Origin of the sequence: Pseudomonas nitroreducens TX1 (assembly GCF_000313755.1) — a bacterium.
Lineage (GTDB): Bacteria > Pseudomonadota > Gammaproteobacteria > Pseudomonadales > Pseudomonadaceae > Pseudomonas > Pseudomonas nitroreducens_A.
On record NZ_AMZB01000101.1, the window covers coordinates 89,314 to 105,429 of the forward strand.

General features: G+C 64.5%; 13 protein-coding genes. 2 read left to right on the top strand and 11 right to left on the bottom strand.

Features of this window, described 5'->3' with window-relative positions; genetic code table 11:
• Positions 1–85: 85 nt before the first annotated feature.
• Together C167_RS0110670 and C167_RS0110675 are read right to left on the bottom strand one after the other, a co-directional pair.
• Entirely contained in the window at positions 86–1,210 is a 1,125-nt protein-coding gene (locus C167_RS0110670) for an SO2930 family diheme c-type cytochrome (protein ID WP_416774226.1), read from the bottom strand.
• The gene (locus C167_RS0110675) at positions 1,207–2,454 is read right to left on the bottom strand and encodes a parallel beta-helix domain-containing protein (protein ID WP_017518267.1); all 1,248 of its coding nucleotides are present in this window, start codon (positions 2,452–2,454) and stop codon (positions 1,207–1,209) included. Before C167_RS0110675 ends, C167_RS0110670 begins: the two co-directional genes overlap by 4 nt.
• A gap of 177 nt (positions 2,455–2,631) precedes the next feature.
• Between C167_RS0110675 and C167_RS0110680 the strand changes: the two genes are divergently transcribed.
• Positions 2,632–3,042 carry a bacteriohemerythrin gene (locus C167_RS0110680; RefSeq protein ID WP_017518268.1) on the top strand — a complete coding sequence of 137 codons (411 nt, stop codon included), beginning with the start codon at positions 2,632–2,634 and terminating at the stop codon, positions 3,040–3,042.
• A gap of 35 nt (positions 3,043–3,077) precedes the next feature.
• Here the strand turns inward: C167_RS0110680 and C167_RS0110685 are convergent, their stop codons facing one another.
• Positions 3,078–5,327 carry a YgiQ family radical SAM protein gene (locus C167_RS0110685; protein WP_017518269.1) on the bottom strand — a complete coding sequence of 750 codons (2,250 nt, stop codon included), beginning with the start codon at positions 5,325–5,327 and terminating at the stop codon, positions 3,078–3,080.
• Positions 5,328–5,548: 221 nt separating this feature from the next.
• Here C167_RS0110685 and C167_RS0110690 point away from each other — a divergent pair, with 221 nt between their 5' ends.
• Positions 5,549–7,420, top strand: a complete 1,872-nt coding sequence (locus C167_RS0110690) for a diguanylate cyclase domain-containing protein (protein ID WP_017518270.1) — start codon at positions 5,549–5,551, stop codon at positions 7,418–7,420.
• On the opposite strand, the gene alr is transcribed toward C167_RS0110690, so the two are convergent.
• From alr to rnr, 8 genes are all read right to left on the bottom strand, one after another.
• A complete protein-coding gene (gene alr, locus C167_RS0110695; protein WP_017518271.1) occupies positions 7,421–8,497 on the bottom strand; it encodes an alanine racemase in 1,077 nt (358 codons plus the stop codon). It abuts the gene before it with no gap.
• 68 nt (positions 8,498–8,565) lie between these two features.
• Positions 8,566–9,960 carry a replicative DNA helicase gene (gene dnaB / locus C167_RS0110700; protein ID WP_017518272.1) on the bottom strand — a complete coding sequence of 465 codons (1,395 nt, stop codon included), beginning with the start codon at positions 9,958–9,960 and terminating at the stop codon, positions 8,566–8,568.
• 126 nt (positions 9,961–10,086) lie between these two features.
• Positions 10,087–10,533, bottom strand: a complete 447-nt coding sequence (gene rplI, locus C167_RS0110705) for a 50S ribosomal protein L9 (RefSeq protein WP_017518273.1) — start codon at positions 10,531–10,533, stop codon at positions 10,087–10,089.
• 21 nt (positions 10,534–10,554) lie between these two features.
• The gene (locus C167_RS0110710) at positions 10,555–11,424 is read right to left on the bottom strand and encodes a hypothetical protein (protein ID WP_017518274.1); all 870 of its coding nucleotides are present in this window, start codon (positions 11,422–11,424) and stop codon (positions 10,555–10,557) included.
• A 34-nt stretch (positions 11,425–11,458) separates the two neighbouring features.
• The gene (rpsR, locus tag C167_RS0110715; RefSeq protein WP_003095634.1) at positions 11,459–11,689 is read right to left on the bottom strand and encodes a 30S ribosomal protein S18; all 231 of its coding nucleotides are present in this window, start codon (positions 11,687–11,689) and stop codon (positions 11,459–11,461) included.
• A gap of 29 nt (positions 11,690–11,718) precedes the next feature.
• Positions 11,719–12,135 (bottom strand): 30S ribosomal protein S6, encoded by a 417-nt coding sequence (gene rpsF, locus C167_RS0110720; RefSeq protein WP_017518275.1) that lies wholly within the window; start codon positions 12,133–12,135, stop codon positions 11,719–11,721.
• A gap of 271 nt (positions 12,136–12,406) precedes the next feature.
• Entirely contained in the window at positions 12,407–13,159 is a 753-nt protein-coding gene (gene rlmB / locus C167_RS0110725) for a 23S rRNA (guanosine(2251)-2'-O)-methyltransferase RlmB (RefSeq protein WP_017518276.1), read from the bottom strand.
• Positions 13,156–15,885, bottom strand: coding sequence for a ribonuclease R (gene rnr, locus C167_RS0110730; RefSeq protein WP_017518277.1), 2,730 nt, complete (start codon positions 15,883–15,885; stop codon positions 13,156–13,158). The genes rlmB and rnr overlap by 4 nt, the downstream gene beginning before the upstream one ends.
• Between the last annotated feature and the right edge of the window lie 231 nt (positions 15,886–16,116).

Sequence of the window (16,116 nt, forward strand, 5' to 3'; positions counted from 1 at the left end):
ACCAGATGAACGCTAGCACGGCCCCAGCGGTTTGCTCGGTACAGCGCGCAGCCCAGAGCCCTGGCGGGCTCCAGGCCTGATTCCACTAGCAGCCGCCGGGCAGCGAGGCGATCCAGCGGTCGAGCAGTTCCAGCCCTTCGCGGTGCACCAGGGTGCGGCCCAGCTCGGGCATCATGTCGCCCGGCTTGTCGCTGCCGACGCGGTAGCTGAGGACTGACTTGTCCGGGTTGCCGGGGTGGATGTCTTCCAGCCGCCCGCCCGTGCCGCCGCCCGCCGCTACCGGCGGTTTGCAGAGGCCGTAGGCAATGGAGACCGGCGTGTGCGGGTCGAGGTGCAGGCCCGAAGTACGCGCCGCGCCTTTGGGGTTATGACAGTGCGAGCAGTTGGCGTCGAGGTAGCTGCGGGCCTGTTTCTGCAGGTCCTCGCCGGGGCGAGGATGGCCCCATAGCGCATTCTGCGGCACCTGCGCCAGCGCCGGCAGCCCCTGGAGGAAGCCGCGTGCCTGCCAGTGCTGCAGCTGGTTCTCGCTGCCACCTGCGTAGGCGAAGTCCTTGTTCAGGTGCCGCGCCTTGGGCCCCAGCGGAGCAATGCCGCCGCCCTTCTGCTCGGCGTGGCATTCGGAACACTGGTTGGCGTCCGGCACCATGTAGGTGAAAGCGGTCTTACTGCCGTCCTCGGCGGTCAATTCCAGTGCCGGGCTGTCGCCGGCAAGCTCCAGGGTCGCTTCGCTCTGATCGGCATTCCACACGTAGGGCAGCGCCGCCCAGCCGTCCTTCTGCCGAACCAGTACGCGGGTTTCCACCAGATGGACCTTGGCCATGTCGAGCCCGGCCTTCGGGTCACGGTCGTCCTGGCTGTTCCGCAGCAGGTTGCCCTGGGCGTCCTTGGGGTAATAGAAGGTCTTGGTCAGCACGGTGCCGACGGGGTAGTCGAAGCGGTCCTCGGCGTATTGCGCCGACTGCCCTTCGGGCATCCACACGGTGCGCAGCTTGTGCGCGTAGTCGGTGAACAGCGAGGTATTCAGGTCGTAGGGCAGCACCTCGGCGGTCGGCGCCAGGTGGCCGCCCGCGAGGTGCAGCATGCCCCAGCCGCTGAGCTTTTCCGGGTAGTCGTCGCCTTCGGGCTGATAACGCGGCTTGCTCTCCTGCCCGCACCCGGCCACCAAAGTGGTCAGGGCGAGCGACAACAGGAACGAAGCGGGTTTCATCATGCCTTGTTGCCCTTTTCGCCCAGGCCGGCCTGTTCGATCTTGGGCAGCGGCTTGAGCTTGCACTGGTGCGAGCTGATGTCGGTGCTGATGTTTTTGTAGCCGTTGGGGCCGTCGACGTTGACGATACCGGCATTGCCGTTGTCGATGCAGATGGCCAACGCTTCGGGGAGCTTGCCGTCGACCAGTTTCTTATCGTTGAAGTAGCCGTCCCAGAGGATGTCCGGCAGGCGGCCGTTGAGGCCGAACTTGGCGATCTTCAGCGCCTTGAGCTCCAGGTGGTCGGGGCTGTCGCCACCGGGGCCGAAGGTGTTGCCGTGGATGAAGATGCCCTCGGGGTAGGGGTCGAAGTTGGGCTGGGTCGCCTTGTCCGAATAGCCGGTGCTGAAGTAGCTGCTGACGATGACGTTGGCGGTCTTGTGGTTGCCGATCCTGTTGTTGAAGATTTCCACGTCGTCGTTGGAGTTCACCACCACGCCAGAGCCCGCCGGCACGCTGGCCACCGGGGTGCCCTTGTGGCCGAAGTTCTCGTGGTTGTTGCCCTGCACGTCATTGTCGAAGACGCGGGTGCCGCGCCCCGGCTGCGGCAGGTTGGGCATGTTGAAGACGAGGATGCCACCAGTGTTGTCGGTGGCGACGTTGTTGTAGACGTCGGCACCGATGGTGTTTTCGATCTCGATGCCGGCGACGTTGCGCTCGGCGCGGTTGTTGCGAACGATCACGTTGCGCGACTGGCCGACGTAGATGCCCGAGTCGGAAGCGCCGATGGCGACGTTGCCCTCGAGCAGGGTGTTCTCGGTCTGCACCGGATAGATGCCGTAGCCGCCATTGTCGGTCGAGGCGCCATTGGTCCACTCGGTGCGGATGTTGCGGATGACGATGTTCTTGCCGCCGATGACCTTCAGGCCGTCGCCCTTGGTGTCCTCGATGGCGAGGTTCTCGACGGTGAAGTCGGACGCGTCGACGAACAGCCCTTCGGCCCCGGCCTTCTGGTTCTTGAAGCTGAGGATGGTCTTGTCCATCCCGGCGCCGCGGAGGGTCACGCCGTCTACCTTCAGGCTGAGGCTGCGGTCCAGGTGGTAGGTACCGGCGGGAATGTCGATGACATCACCGGCCTTGGCCTTGATCAGGCGGGCCTGCAGGTCCTTCTGGAAATCGCTGCTGACGGCGACGGTGGGCTTGTCGCCTTCGCCGCAGGCAGCCAGGGCAATGGAGAATGCGAGAAGGGAGAAGGTAGCGAGACGCATGGCGGGCTCCGGTCTTGTTTTTATCATATGGAACTATCGTACCAATTAAACCCGAGAATACTCCTACATCCCGCGCCACGCCAGCCCTTCAGACGCATCGCACTTTGATTGATTGACGTCACTGTTTCCCCGCCACGGATCGGGATGATCGGCGCTTCCAATCCAAGGAGTGCACGGATGAGCTTCATGCCCTGGAACGACGAGTTCGTGATCGGAATCGAGCGGGTCGATGAACAGCACCGCTGGCTGGTCGACCTCACCAACGCGCTGTACGACAGCCTCGACGGCGCGGATGGCGAGGGCCAGCCCATCGGTGAGCTGCTGGAGCAGTTGGTGGAATACACGATGAATCACTTCATCGTCGAGGAGGTGCTGTTCCAGCGCCTGGGCTACCCCGAGGAAGAGGCGCACCGCGCGGAGCACGATCGCTTCAACCGGCAGATCATCGACCTGCTGTACCGCCACGAGGATGGTGAAGTCGTCTCGGTCGAGGCGCTGGAGCTGCTCAAGGCCTGGCTGATCCACCACATCCTGAAGGTGGACAAGGCTTACGTCGGCTTCTTCCGTGAAAAAGGCGTGACCACTTAGTGATCACGCCTTTTCGATAACACAGGCCGAAAGACTCAGCGCGGAATGTTCGGCTGCCGCTTGGTGGTCCGCTTCTTGCCCTTGGCATAGCCGGTGGCCTTGCCTTCCTCGGCCTTGTTCCACGGCTTGGAGCCGTTGCTGGCGCGCGGCGGCAGGCCGCTGTGCTGGGTCAGCAGCGGCTTGCCGGTCTTCTTGCTGCCGGCCGGGGTGGAATTCTTGCGGCGCGCGCTCTGGTACTCGTCGGTCTGCGGCTGGTAGGTCGGGATCAAGTGGTGCTTGCCGTTGCCGATCAGGTCGGCGCGGCCCATGCGCTCCAGCGCTTCGCGCAACATCGGCCAGCCCTTCGGGTCGTGGTAGCGCAGGAAGGCCTTGTGCAGGCGGCGCTGCTGGTCGCTCTTGACGATGGTCACGCCGTCGCTCTTGTAGGTGACCTTGCGCAGCGGGTTCTTGCCCGAGTGGTACATGGCGGTCGCGCTGGCCATGGGCGAGGGATAGAACGCCTGCACCTGATCCGCGCGGAAGCCGTTGCGCTTGAGCCACAGCGCGAGGTTCATCATGTCCTCGTCGGTGGTGCCCGGGTGCGCCGCGATGAAGTACGGGATCAGGTACTGCTCCTTGCCCGCCTCCTTGGAGAACTTCTCGAACATGCGCTTGAAGGCATCGTAGGTGCCGATGCCCGGCTTCATCATCTTCGACAGCGGGCCTTCCTCGGTGTGCTCCGGGGCGATCTTCAGGTAGCCGCCGACGTGGTGCGTCACCAGTTCCTTGACGTACTCCGGCGACTGAACGGCGAGGTCGTAGCGCAGGCCGGAGGCGATCAGGATCTTCTTCACGCCCGGTAGGGCGCGCGCCTTGCGGTACAGTTCGATGAGCGAGGAGTGGTCGGTATTGAGGTTCTCGCAGATACCCGGCCACACGCAGGACGGCTTGCGGCAGTGACGCTCGATCTCCGGGTCCTTGCAGGCGATGCGGTACATGTTGGCGGTCGGCCCGCCCAGGTCGGAGACGACGCCGGTGAAGCCTGGCACCTTCTTCATCTCCTCGATCTCGGCGAGGATCGACTCGTGGGAGCGGTTCTGGATGATCCGCCCCTCGTGCTCGGTGATCGAGCAGAAGGTGCAGCCACCGAAGCAGCCACGCATGATGTTCACCGAGAAACGGATCATCTCGTAGGCCGGGATCTTCTCCTTGCCGTACACCGGGTGCGGCACGCGCGCATAGGGCATGCCGAACACGTAGTCCATTTCCTCGGTGCTCATCGGGATGGGCGGCGGGTTGAACCACACGTCCACCTCGCCATGCTTCTGCACCAGCGCGCGGGCATTGCCCGGGTTGGTCTCCAGGTGCAGCACGCGGTTGGCGTGGGCATAGAGCACCGGGTCGTTGCGCACCTTCTCGAAGGACGGCAGGCGGATCACCGTGCGCTCGCGGGTCAGCTTCGGGCTGGGCAGCAGTTGCACCACCTTGGCTTCGTTGGGATCGTCCTGCGGGCCCTTGTCCTGCTCGATGGCGCAGGCGGCGGTGTCCTGGGTGTTCACGTAGGGGTTGATGATCTTGTCGACCTTGCCCGGGCGGTCGATGCGGGTGGAGTCCACCTCGAACCAGCCTTCGGGAGTGTCGCGGCGCACGAAGGCGGTACCGCGCACGTCGGTGATCTGCTCGACCGACTCGCCAGCGGCCAGGCGCTGGGCGATCTCCACCACGGCGCGCTCGGCGTTGCCGTACAGCAGGATATCGGCGGTGGCGTCCATCAGGATGGAGCGGCGCACCTTGTCCTGCCAGTAGTCGTAGTGGGCGATACGGCGCAGCGAAGCCTCGATGCCGCCGAGAACCACCGGCGTGTCGCTGTAGGCTTCCTTGCAGCGCTGGCTATAGACCAGGCTGGCGCGGTCCGGGCGCTTGCCCGCCAGGCCGCCCGGCGTATAGGCGTCATCGCTGCGGATCTTCTTGTCCGCGGTGTAGCGGTTGATCATCGAGTCCATGTTGCCCGCCGCCACGCCGAAGAACAGGTTCGGCTGGCCGAGCTTCATGAAGTCGTCCTTCGAGCGCCAGTCCGGCTGGGCAATGATGCCCACGCGGAAGCCCTGGGCTTCCAGCAGGCGGCCGATGATGGCCATGCCGAACGACGGATGGTCGACGTAGGCATCCCCGGTGACGATGATGATGTCGCAGGAATCCCAGCCCAGCTGATCCATCTCTTCCTTGCTCATGGGCAGGAACGGCGCCGGGCCGAAACACTCGGCCCAGAACTTGGGATAGTCGAACAGCGGTTTGGCGGCTTGCATCACGGGCACCGGGGTATCTCTAAGTAGGTATCGCGGAAAAACGCGGGCGCGGAATATAGCACAAAAAGTGTACAAATCCGACCAGCGAGCTCAGATTTAACTGGGATTCAGCCGATGATTTAACCAGCCTGAGGTAGATTGCCAATGCCATCATCTGGCTATACTTCAGCCACTATCCGCAGTACGCCTGGCCATCCCACCCAGGCCAGGGAGTGCCTGTCTTGCGTCGTGCCTTCGTGCTGTTGCTTACCCTGCTGTTCTGCCATACGGCGCTCGCCTTCGAACTGGACGACAAGGCCAGCGGCGCATGGCTCAACGATCACCTCGAACTGCTGCAGGAACGTGACGGCCCGCTGTCGCTGGAAGCCGTGCAGGCCAGCCGCGATTTCGTCCCGGCCAACGGCCGCACCAGCGTCGGCCAGAGCCCCTACGGCTGGTGGCTGCGCCTGGACCTCGACCGCCGCACCACCCCGCCCGGCGGTTGGTGGCTGGAGGTGGACGCGGTCAATCTGAAGGACCTGCGACTCTACGTACCCGACGCACAGGGCATCTACCGGGAAACGCTGTCCGGCGAGGCCGTTCCCTTCGCCCAGGGCCGCGACCGCGACTACCGCCGCCCGATCTTCTACCTGCCCGAAGGCAACGGCCCGGTGCGCATCTATGCCCGCGCCTACGACCCCGCCGGAAACTCCTTCCCGCTGCGCATCTGGTCGCTGGACGACCTGCAGGACCACCGCGCCGATACCAGCCTGGTCCTCGGTTTCATCTACGGCCTGATCGCCGCGTTGCTGTTGTACAACCTGTTCATCCTGCTCACCCTGCGCGACCCGGCGTACTTCTGGTACGTGCTGACCACCGCCAGCGCACTACTGTTCAGCTTAGGGATGAGCGGCCATGGCTTCGAGTACTTCTGGCCCGATCACCCGGTCCCCTGGTGGCTCGACCGCATCACCCTGCCCTCGCTCTGGGGCCTGTGCGTGCACCGTTTCACCATCACCCTGCTGCAGACCCGCCGCTACGTGCGCTGGTCGCACTGGCTGCTGAACCTGAACTGCGCGCTGTATGGGCTGACCATTGTCGTAGGCGCCCTGGGCCTGCGCGGCATGGCCGGCTGGATGCTGGTGGCCATCACCCTGATCGGCGTGCCGGCCGCCCTGGGCGGCGCCCTGGTGCGCTGGCGCCAGGGCTCGTTCCCGGCCTTTCTCTACCTGCTCGGCTTCGGTCTGGTGCTGACCAGCGTCAGCATCTCGGTGATGCGCGCGACAGGCCTGGTGCAGCCCTCACCGCTGACCTCGTACATCTTCCCCATCGCCGTGGCCATGGAATCGGTACTTTTCTCCTTTGCCCTCACCTCTCGCATCCAAGGGCTCAAGCGCGAGCGCGCCCAGGCGCTGGAACAGGCGGACCGCGAAAAGAGTGCTCGCCTCACCCTGATGCAAAGCGCCCAGCAGGACCTGGCGACAGCCGTGGCCGAGCGAACCGCCGAACTGACCCAGAGCAATCAGCTGCTGCGCGAGCGCGAGGCGCAACTGCAGCATGCCGCGCACTACGACCCGCTGACCGGCCTGCCGAACCGCCGCTATCTGGTGGAGCACGCCGAGCACGCTCTGGCCCATGCCCAGCAGAACGGCGAGACCCTGGCCCTGATGCTGATCGACCTCGACCACTTCAAACCGATCAACGACAGCCACGGCCACGACGCCGGCGACTTCATGCTGCAGAACGTCGGCAATCGCCTGCGCCAGTGCGTGCGCGGCAGCGACTGTGTGTCGCGCCTGGGCGGGGATGAGTTCGCGGCGTTGATCTCGGGACCTGACGCCGAGGGTCACGCCAAGGAAATTGCTTGCCGCATCCTCAACGAGCTGTCGCGGCCGGTGAAGTTCGACAACCTGGAGTTGCGCGTTACGCCCAGCATCGGCGTCGCCATCTATCCCAGCCACGCGATGCAGTTCAGCAAGCTCTACAAGGCCGCCGACCAGGCACTCTACGAAGTGAAAGGCAACGGCCGGGCCGCCTATGCCCTGGCCAGCGAGATCAACGAGGCCGCTGGGGAAACCAGCGATCTCTGGCTCGAAAGCGAAGACCGCGCCTGATCAGCTGCGGTAGCGACGCGGCACGCGGGCGGTGACCTTGGTCAACAGCTCGTAGCCAATGGTTCCGGCGTGGGCCGCCACCTCGTCCACCGGCAGGTTGGCGCCCCACAGCTCAACGCGGTCGCCCACAGCAGCATTGGGCAGGTCGGTCAGGTCTACCGCCAGCATGTCCATCGACACGCGCCCGGCCAGCCCCGTGCGCTGGCCCTCCACCAGCACCGGCGTGCCGTTCGGCGCGTGGCGCGGGTAACCATCGGCATAACCGCAACTCACGGTGCCGATGCGCGAAGGCCGCTCGGCCACCCAGGTCGCCCCATAGCCAACGCTTTCCCCCACCGCCACCGCGCGCACGGCGATCAGCTGCGCCTCCAGGCTCATGGCCGGACGCAGGCCCAGCTCGGCAGCGCCGATGTCAGAGAAGGGCGTGGCACCGTAGAGCATGATACCGGGGCGAACCCAGTCCATGTGCGCGGCAGGAATGGTCAGCACGGCGGCGGAGTTGGCCAGCGAGCGCAGGTCGAAATCCAGGTCCAGCACGCTGAGGAAGCAGGCCACCTGGTCTTCGGTCAGCTCGTCGCCGCGCAGGTCGGCGTTGGCGAAGTGACTCATCAGGTTCAACTCGGCCACCTGCGGTGCCCGACGAAGGCGCGAATGCCAGTCGCGCAGTGCTTCGGGCGAGAAGCCCAGGCGGTGCATGCCGCTGTCCAGCTTCATCCACACATTGAGCGCACCGGGCAACTGGGCGGCGAGCAGCGCCTGGGCCTGCTCAGGGCCCTGTACCGCCACGTCCAGGCGCAACTGGGCGGCGATCAGGTATTCCGCCGGCTCGAAGCAGCCTTCCAGCAGCAGGATACGGGCGCCGGCCTGCAGGGCGCGCACCTCGGCGGCTTCCTCCAGGCAGGCCACCGCGAAGCCATCCGCCTCGTCGTGTAGGCAGCTAACCACCTCCCGCGCGCCATGCCCATAGGCGTTCGCCTTGACCACCGCAAAGGCTTCACGGCCGGGCGCACAGCGCTTGGCGACGGCGTAGTTGTGGCGAATGGCGGCTAGATCGACGTGGGCGACGAGCGGGCGCATGGCGGCCTCTGCAAAGAAAACGGGCGCCTATCTTAAGGCGCCCGTCGGTCATGCGGAATGCGGCATCGTCACTCGTCTTCGAAGTTGTACATGCCCGGCGCAAGGTTCTCGAAGCGGCTGTAGCGGCCGAGGAAGGCCACCCGCACCGTGCCGATGGGGCCGTTACGCTGCTTGCCGAGGATGATCTCGGCGACGCCCTTGAACTCGGTTTCGGGGTGATACACCTCGTCGCGATAGACGAACATGATCACGTCGGCGTCCTGCTCGATCGCGCCTGATTCGCGCAGGTCGGAGTTCACCGGGCGCTTGTTGGGGCGCTGCTCCAGCGAGCGGTTGAGCTGGGAGAGTGCCACCACCGGGCAATTGAACTCCTTCGCCAGGGCCTTGAGCGAGCGGGAAATCTCTGAAATCTCGTTGGTCCGGTTGTCGCCGGCGGAACCGGGTATCTGCATCAGTTGCAGGTAGTCGACCATGATCAAGCCGATTTCGCCGTGCTCACGGGCCAGGCGACGGGTCCGCGCGCGCATTTCCGAAGGCGAGATGCCGGCGGTGTCGTCGATGAACAGCTTGCGGTCGCTGAGCAGGTTCACCGCCGAGGTCAGGCGCGGCCAATCCTCGTCGTCCAGCTTGCCGGTCCGCACCTTGGTCTGGTCGATGCGCCCGAGCGAGGCGAGCATACGCATCACGATGGAGTCGGAGGGCATCTCCAGGGAGTACACCAGGATCGCCTTGTCGCTGCGCATCAGGGCGTTCTCCACCAGGTTCATGGCGAAGGTGGTCTTGCCCATCGACGGACGGCCGGCAACGATGATCAGGTCGGACGGCTGCAGGCCGCTGGTCTTCTCGTCGAGGTCGGTGAAGCCGGTGGTGATACCGGTCAGCGCATCCGAGGTGTTGAACAGGTGGTCGATGCGATCGATGGTCTTGACCAGGATGTCGCCGATGCCCACCGGGCCGCCGGTCTTGGGACGCGCTTCGGCGATCTCGAAGATCTTGCGCTCGGCTTCATCGAGCACTTCGTTGGCGCTGCGCCCTTCAGGGTTGAAGGCGCTGTCGGCGATGTCGCTGCTGATGCCGATCAGCTGCCGCAAGGTGGCGCGCTCGCGGATGATGCCCGCGTAGGCCTTGATGTTCGCCACCGAGGGGGTGTTCTTCGCCAGCTCGGCGAGGTAAGCAAGGCCGCCCACCTGGGACAGTTGCCCTTCGCGCTCGAGCTGCTCGGAGAGGGTCACCACGTCGATCGGCTGGTTGGCTTCGGCGAGCTTGTAGACGGCGCGGAAGATCAGGCGATGGTCATGGCGATAGAAGTCGCCATCGGACACGGCATCGGAGACGCGTTCCCAGGCGTTATTGTCGAGCATCAGGCCACCCAGCACTGCCTGTTCGGCTTCGATCGAGTGCGGGGGCACCTTGAGGGAAGCGGTCTGCAGGTCGTATTGCTCGGGAATGGTGATGTCGTTCATGGTCTCTTCGTGTTGTGTGAAACGGCGGAAAAACAAAGGGCACGGACCGAGGATCGGTACCGTGCCCATTGTTATTGGACTGATTCACCCAGGCAAGCCGTGTGAATCGTCCTAGCGACGGATCGCTTACTCGGCGACTACAACCACGTGCAGGGTTGCATCAACATCCATGTGCAGTTGCACTTCGATGTTGTACTCGCCTACAGCGCGCAGGGCGCCGTCGGGCAGGCGAACTTCGCTCTTTTCCAGCGGGTAGCCGGCAGCCGAAACGGCGTCGGCGATGTCGCGGGTGCCGATCGAACCGAACAGTTTGCCTTCGTCGCCAGCGTGGGCGCCGATGGTCACGATCAGTTCGGACAGCTGGGCAGCACGAGCTTCAGCGGCAGCTTTTTTCTCAGCAGCGGCTTTTTCCAGCTCTGCGCGGCGCTCTTCGAAAGCAGCGACGTTGGCAGCGGTGGCAGCGGTGGCTTTGCCCTGCGGCAGCAGGTAGTTACGAGCGTAACCGCCCTTTACGTTCAGCTTGTCGCCCAGGTTGCCCAGTTTGGCGATCTTTTCCAGCAGGATGACTTCCATTTGAGTCTTACCTCTTAACTTTTAACCTTCACCGTTCGCAGCTTTCTGGCGCTTGGCCAGGCGACCGCGAAAATCAAACAGACTGTCGACTACGGCGACAAGACAGATCACATTGCCCAGTACGAATACCAGCAGGTACAGCGGTGCGAGCCAGAAGCCCGGAAGCTTCTTCAGCGCCGCCAGGCCGTGCCCCAGTGCGATCCCGGCGAACAACAGCGGGATCATGCACAACGGCGCCAGCATGGTGGCCGCGGGACCTGCGAAGGGCAGAGCCACAACGCCGACCAGCAGCGCTACAGCCGTGCCCGGCGACAGGCGCAGTGCGCGGAACTCGCGGCCAAACCCTTCCGGGTTGAACAGTACTGCTTGCCAATAACGCGCCAGCATCAGGCACAACAGGCTGATCGTCTGCAGCGAGGCTGCCATCAGGCCGGTGATGGTCGGAACCATCTCCGCCTGCAGGGCGGCCATCTGTTCCGGCGAAAGCTTGGCTTCGGCCAGAACCTGCGGCAGTGCCTTGCCGAATGCATCGGCAAGACCTGCGACCAACCCGGCCGACACCGTGCTGAGCAGCAGCACGAACACCGCACCGAGCACAACGCTCGCCAGCATCACCGGGTTCCAGGACACCTTGCTGCGCAGAACCTGCGCCAGCACGGCACTACCCACCAGAACCAGGCTTACGCTGGGGTCACCCAGGTACCACCAGGCCAGTGCCGGAAGCAGCGCCCAGGCCAGGATGCCAAAGGCATCGCCGGCGCCACGGCGCAACAGCACCAGACTGCCTGCTGCGGCACCGAGCCAGAACAAAGGCTGCAGTACCGCGGCTGCGACGACCACCAGGGTCGCCTGCATGCGGCCTCGCATGACAAATTCAGCCAATGCGCGCATGCGATCTATCCATCAATTCCAGTCGACTGCCCGATCAACGGCCGTGGCTGTCGGTGTAGGGAAGCAGGGCCAGGTAACGGGCGCGCTTGATAGCGGTCGCCAGCTGACGCTGGTACTTGGCTTTGGTGCCGGTGATACGGCTCGGAACGATCTTGCCGGTTTCGGAAACGTAGGCCTTCAGGGTGTTGAGATCCTTGTAATCGATCTCTTTCACGCCTTCAGCGGTGAAACGGCAGAACTTACGACGACGGAAGAAACGTGCCATGTGTGTGGCTCCTCAATACTGGTCCGGGATTACTCGTCAGCGCTGTCGCGGCTATCATCGCCGTCAGCGGACTCGCCCTCGTTCGATTCGGGACGCTCACGGCGCTCGCGGCGCTCGTTGCGGCTCTCTTCGGCCTTCAGCATTTCGGACTGGCCGGTAACGGCTTCGTCGCGACGGATGACCATGTTACGGATCACGGCGTCGTTGTAACGGAAGTTGTCTTCCATTTCTGCCAGGGCCTTGGCGGTGCACTCGACGTTCATCAGAACGTAGTGAGCCTTGTGCACGTTGTTGATGGCGTAAGCCAGCTGACGACGGCCCCAGTCTTCCAGACGGTGGACTTTGCCGCCGTCTTCTTCGATGGCCTTGGTGTAACGCTCGACCATGCCACCGACTTGTTCGCTCTGGTCCGGGTGAACCAGGAACACGATTTCGTAATGACGCATAAATGCTCCTTACGGATTGCAGCCTGCCGACAAAGCGGTCAGACAAGGAGTGAATGATTTTTTCCTTGCCGCTCGGAAGGACGCGCGAACGCCTGCCCGGACGACAAGGGCCGACATTCTAGAGAAGGGGGGAAGGTGGCGCAAGGAAATTGACGATTATTTGTACAACCGTCGCCACTGGAGTCTTTTCGTAGGAGCGAGCTTGCTCGCGAACCAGGCAAGCTCGGAGCCGGCACCGTTCGCGAGCAAGCTCGCTCCTACAAAAGAAGTGTTACGCGCCGGCCTTGAGCTGGCGCTGGCGGACGATCTCGAACAGGCACACGCCGGTGGCCACCGAGACGTTCAGGCTGCTGACGCTGCCCTGCATCGGCAGCTTGGCCAGGTAGTCGCAGTGATCGCGTGTCAGGCGGCGCATGCCCTTGCCCTCGGCGCCCATCACCAGCACGGTCGGCCCGGTGAGGTCGAGCTCATAGAGCATCTGGGTCGCCTCGCCGGCGGTGCCGACGATCCACAGGCCGCGCTGCTGGAGTTTCTCCAGGGTACGGGCGAGGTTGGTCACAGCCACCAGCGGGATCACCTCGGCCGCGCCGCAGGCAACCTTACGCGCGGTGGCATTGAGGGTGGCGGACTTGTCCTTCGGCACAATGACCGCCAGCGCGCCCGCCGCATCGGCGGTCCGCAGGCAGGCACCGAGGTTGTGCGGGTCGGTCACACCATCCAGCACCAGCAGCAGCGTCGGGCCAGCGGAGCGCTCCAGCAGCTCCTCCAGCATGTTCTCTCCCCACACCTGGCTCGGGCTGACCTCCGCGACCACGCCCTGGTGCACGCCTTCGGCCCACTCGTCCAGTTCCTTGCGGTCGCGCGTCCCCACCGGCACGCGCGCCTGACCGGCCAGTTCCACCAGCACCTGGACCCGCGGGTCCTGGCGGCCTTCGGCCAGCCACAGCTGCTTGACCCGTTTCGGGTGATGGCGCAGCAGCGCTTCTACGGCATGGACCCCGTAGACCTGTTCCCACTGACTCATTTCTTCGCCTTACGCTTGCTGGCCGGAGCACCACCGGACGCAGCGCCCTTGGGCGCGGACGAGCCCTTGCGGTGCTTGGTCGGTTTGGCGGACCGGGACTTCTGTTTCGAAGGATTGCGCGGCTTGCCCGCGGCAGGCGCGCTCTTGCCTTTGCCGCCCGCCGGCTTGTTGCCGCCGACCTTCGCCTCGTCGAGCAGGGCCTTCTTCACTTCGCGGCTCTTGCGCACATCCGTATTGCCGAGCATTTCCTCGGCCTTGGCGAGCATCTCCGGGGCGACCGACGGCAGCGCCTGGACCACGCCGACCTTACGTTTGCGCGGCTGCACGGCCACGTCCGGAGCGAGGTACGGATCATCCGCAACGGCACGAGGAGTCCTGGCCGGCTTGTCTTTCGCCGCCACCCCCTTGGCTGCCTTGCCCTTGGCCACTTTGCCCTTGGCGGCCGGCTCGGCCTTCTCGCCACGTTTCTTGCGGCCGATGGGAGCGCTGAGCACGTTGTCGGAGAGCTCGAAGTCGATCTTGCGTTCATCCAGATCGACACGCGCCACGACGACTTCCACTGTGTCGCCCAGGCGGAAGCTGCGGCCCGTGCGTTCGCCGCTCAGGCGATGGTGCACGGCGTCGAAGTGGTAGTAGTCGCCCGGCAGCGCAGTGACATGCACCAGGCCTTCTACGTAGATGTCGCTCAGCTCCACGAAGATGCCGAAACCGGTGACTGCGGTGATCACGCCAGGGAAGGTCTCGCCCACGCGCTCGCGCATGAACTCGCACTTCAGCCAGTTGGTGACGTCACGGGTCGCTTCATCCGCACGGCGCTCGGTCATCGAGCACTGCTCGCCCAACTGGGCCAGGCGGGCTTCGTCGTACGGATAGATACGCGCCTTGGGCATGCTGGCGGCACCCACGCGCTGCACGTGCTCGGAGGCCGCCTTGGAGCGGATCAGGCCGCGGATGGCGCGGTGGGTCAGCAGGTCCGGGTAGCGGCGGATCGGCGAGGTAAAGTGCGTGTAAGCCTCGTAGTTCAGGCCGAAGTGGCCGGCATTCTCGGGGCTGTACACCGCCTGGCTCAGCGAGCGCAGCATCACGGTCTGGATCAGTTGCAGGTCCGGGCGGCCCTGGATGGACTCCAGCAGCTTCTGGTAATCCGCCGGGGTCGGATCGCCCTTGCCGCGGTACAGCGTCAGCCCCAGCTCGCCGAGGAACTGCCGCAGGTTGTTCAGCTTCTCCTGCGGCGGGCCGTCGTGGACGCGGTACAGCGCCGGAATGGCATGCTTCTCGAGGAACCTGGCGGTGGCCACGTTGGCCGCCAGCATGCACTCTTCGATCAACTTGTGCGCGTCGTTGCGCTGGGTCGGGCGTATCTCCGAGATCTTGCGGTCCGCGCCGAAGACGATGCGGGTTTCCTGGGTCTCGAAATCGATCGCCCCACGCACATGGCGCGCGCCGACCAGGACCTTGTACAGGTCATAGAGCGTATTGAGGTGCGGCACCACCGCCGGCAGTTGCTCCTTCAGGCGCTGGCCTTCGGGGCTGTCCGGGGTTTCCAGGTACTGGCTGACCTTGGTGTAGGTCAGGCGCGCATGGGAATGGATGACCGCCTCGTAGAACTGGTAGTCGGTCATCTTGCCGGCCTTGGAGAGATTCATCTCGCAGACCATGGCCAGGCGATCGACCAGGGGATTCAGGGAGCACAGACCGTTGGAGAGAATCTCCGGCAGCATCGGGATCACGCGCTCGGGGAAGTACACCGAGTTGCCGCGCTTGGCCGCCTCTTCATCCAGGGCCGAACCGACCTTCACATAATGAGAGACGTCAGCGATGGCGACGAACAGCTTCCAGCCACCACCCTTGCGCTTCTCGGCGTAGACCGCGTCGTCGAAGTCGCGGGCGTCCTCGCCGTCGATGGTGACGAAAGGCAGGGCACGCAGGTCGACGCGTTTCTCCTTGTCCTTCTCCAGCACCTCGGGCTTGAGCTTGGCCGCTTCCTTCTCCACGGCCTCGGGCCAGGTGTGGGGAATGTCGTAGCTGCGCAGGGCGACCTCGATCTCCATGCCGGGCGCCATATAGTCGCCGAGCACCTCCACCACCTCACCCTGGGCCTGGCGATGCACGCTCGGCCAGACGTCGATGCGCACCTGGACGAACTGGTTGTGCCTGGCCTTGCCAGCCTTGCCCGGCGGGATCAGCACTTCCTGCTGGATCTTCGGGTTGTCGGCGACCACCGTGCCAATGCCGCTCTCGTCGAAGTAGCGACCCACGATGGTCTCGTGGGCGCGTTCGACCACTTCCACTATGGCGCCTTCGCGGCGACCCCGGCGATCGAAGCCCGACACGCGCGCCAGGGCGCGGTCGCCGTCGAAGACCAGGCGCATCTGCGTGGGGCTGAGGAACAGGTCGTCGCTGCCGTCATCGGGGATCAGGAAGCCGAAGCCATCGCGGTGGCCGGCGATGCGGCCGAGGATCAGGTCGAGCTTGTCCACCGGCGCGTAGGCGCCACGGCGGGTATAGATGAGCTGGCCGTCGCGCTCCATGGCGCGCAGTCGGCGGCGCAGCGCTTCTTCCGGCTCTTCGCCGGAGAGGCCGAGCTCTTCGAGCAACTGGGCCCGCGTCGCGGGAGCGCCGCGCTCGGCGAGATGCGCCAGGATGAGCTCACGGCTGGGAATGGGGTTATCGTATTTTTCCGCCTCGCGGGCGGCCTCGGGATCGAGGTTTTGCCAATCGGCCATTAAAGTGCGGTCACCTTATATATAGGGGTATGGTTCGCCATCTGCTTATTGAAGCGCGAAATCCGCTTGTCGGTCAGCTTTGGGCAAGAATAAATTTTTTATCGCATCAGGGGTTTACAAGCTAAAAGGGGCTCCGTATAGTTCGCGCCCACAGCGTCAGACAGACGTTGTAACACGGAAACGATGAGCAATCATCGACTCCAGTGCCCAGGTGGCGGAATTGGTAGACGC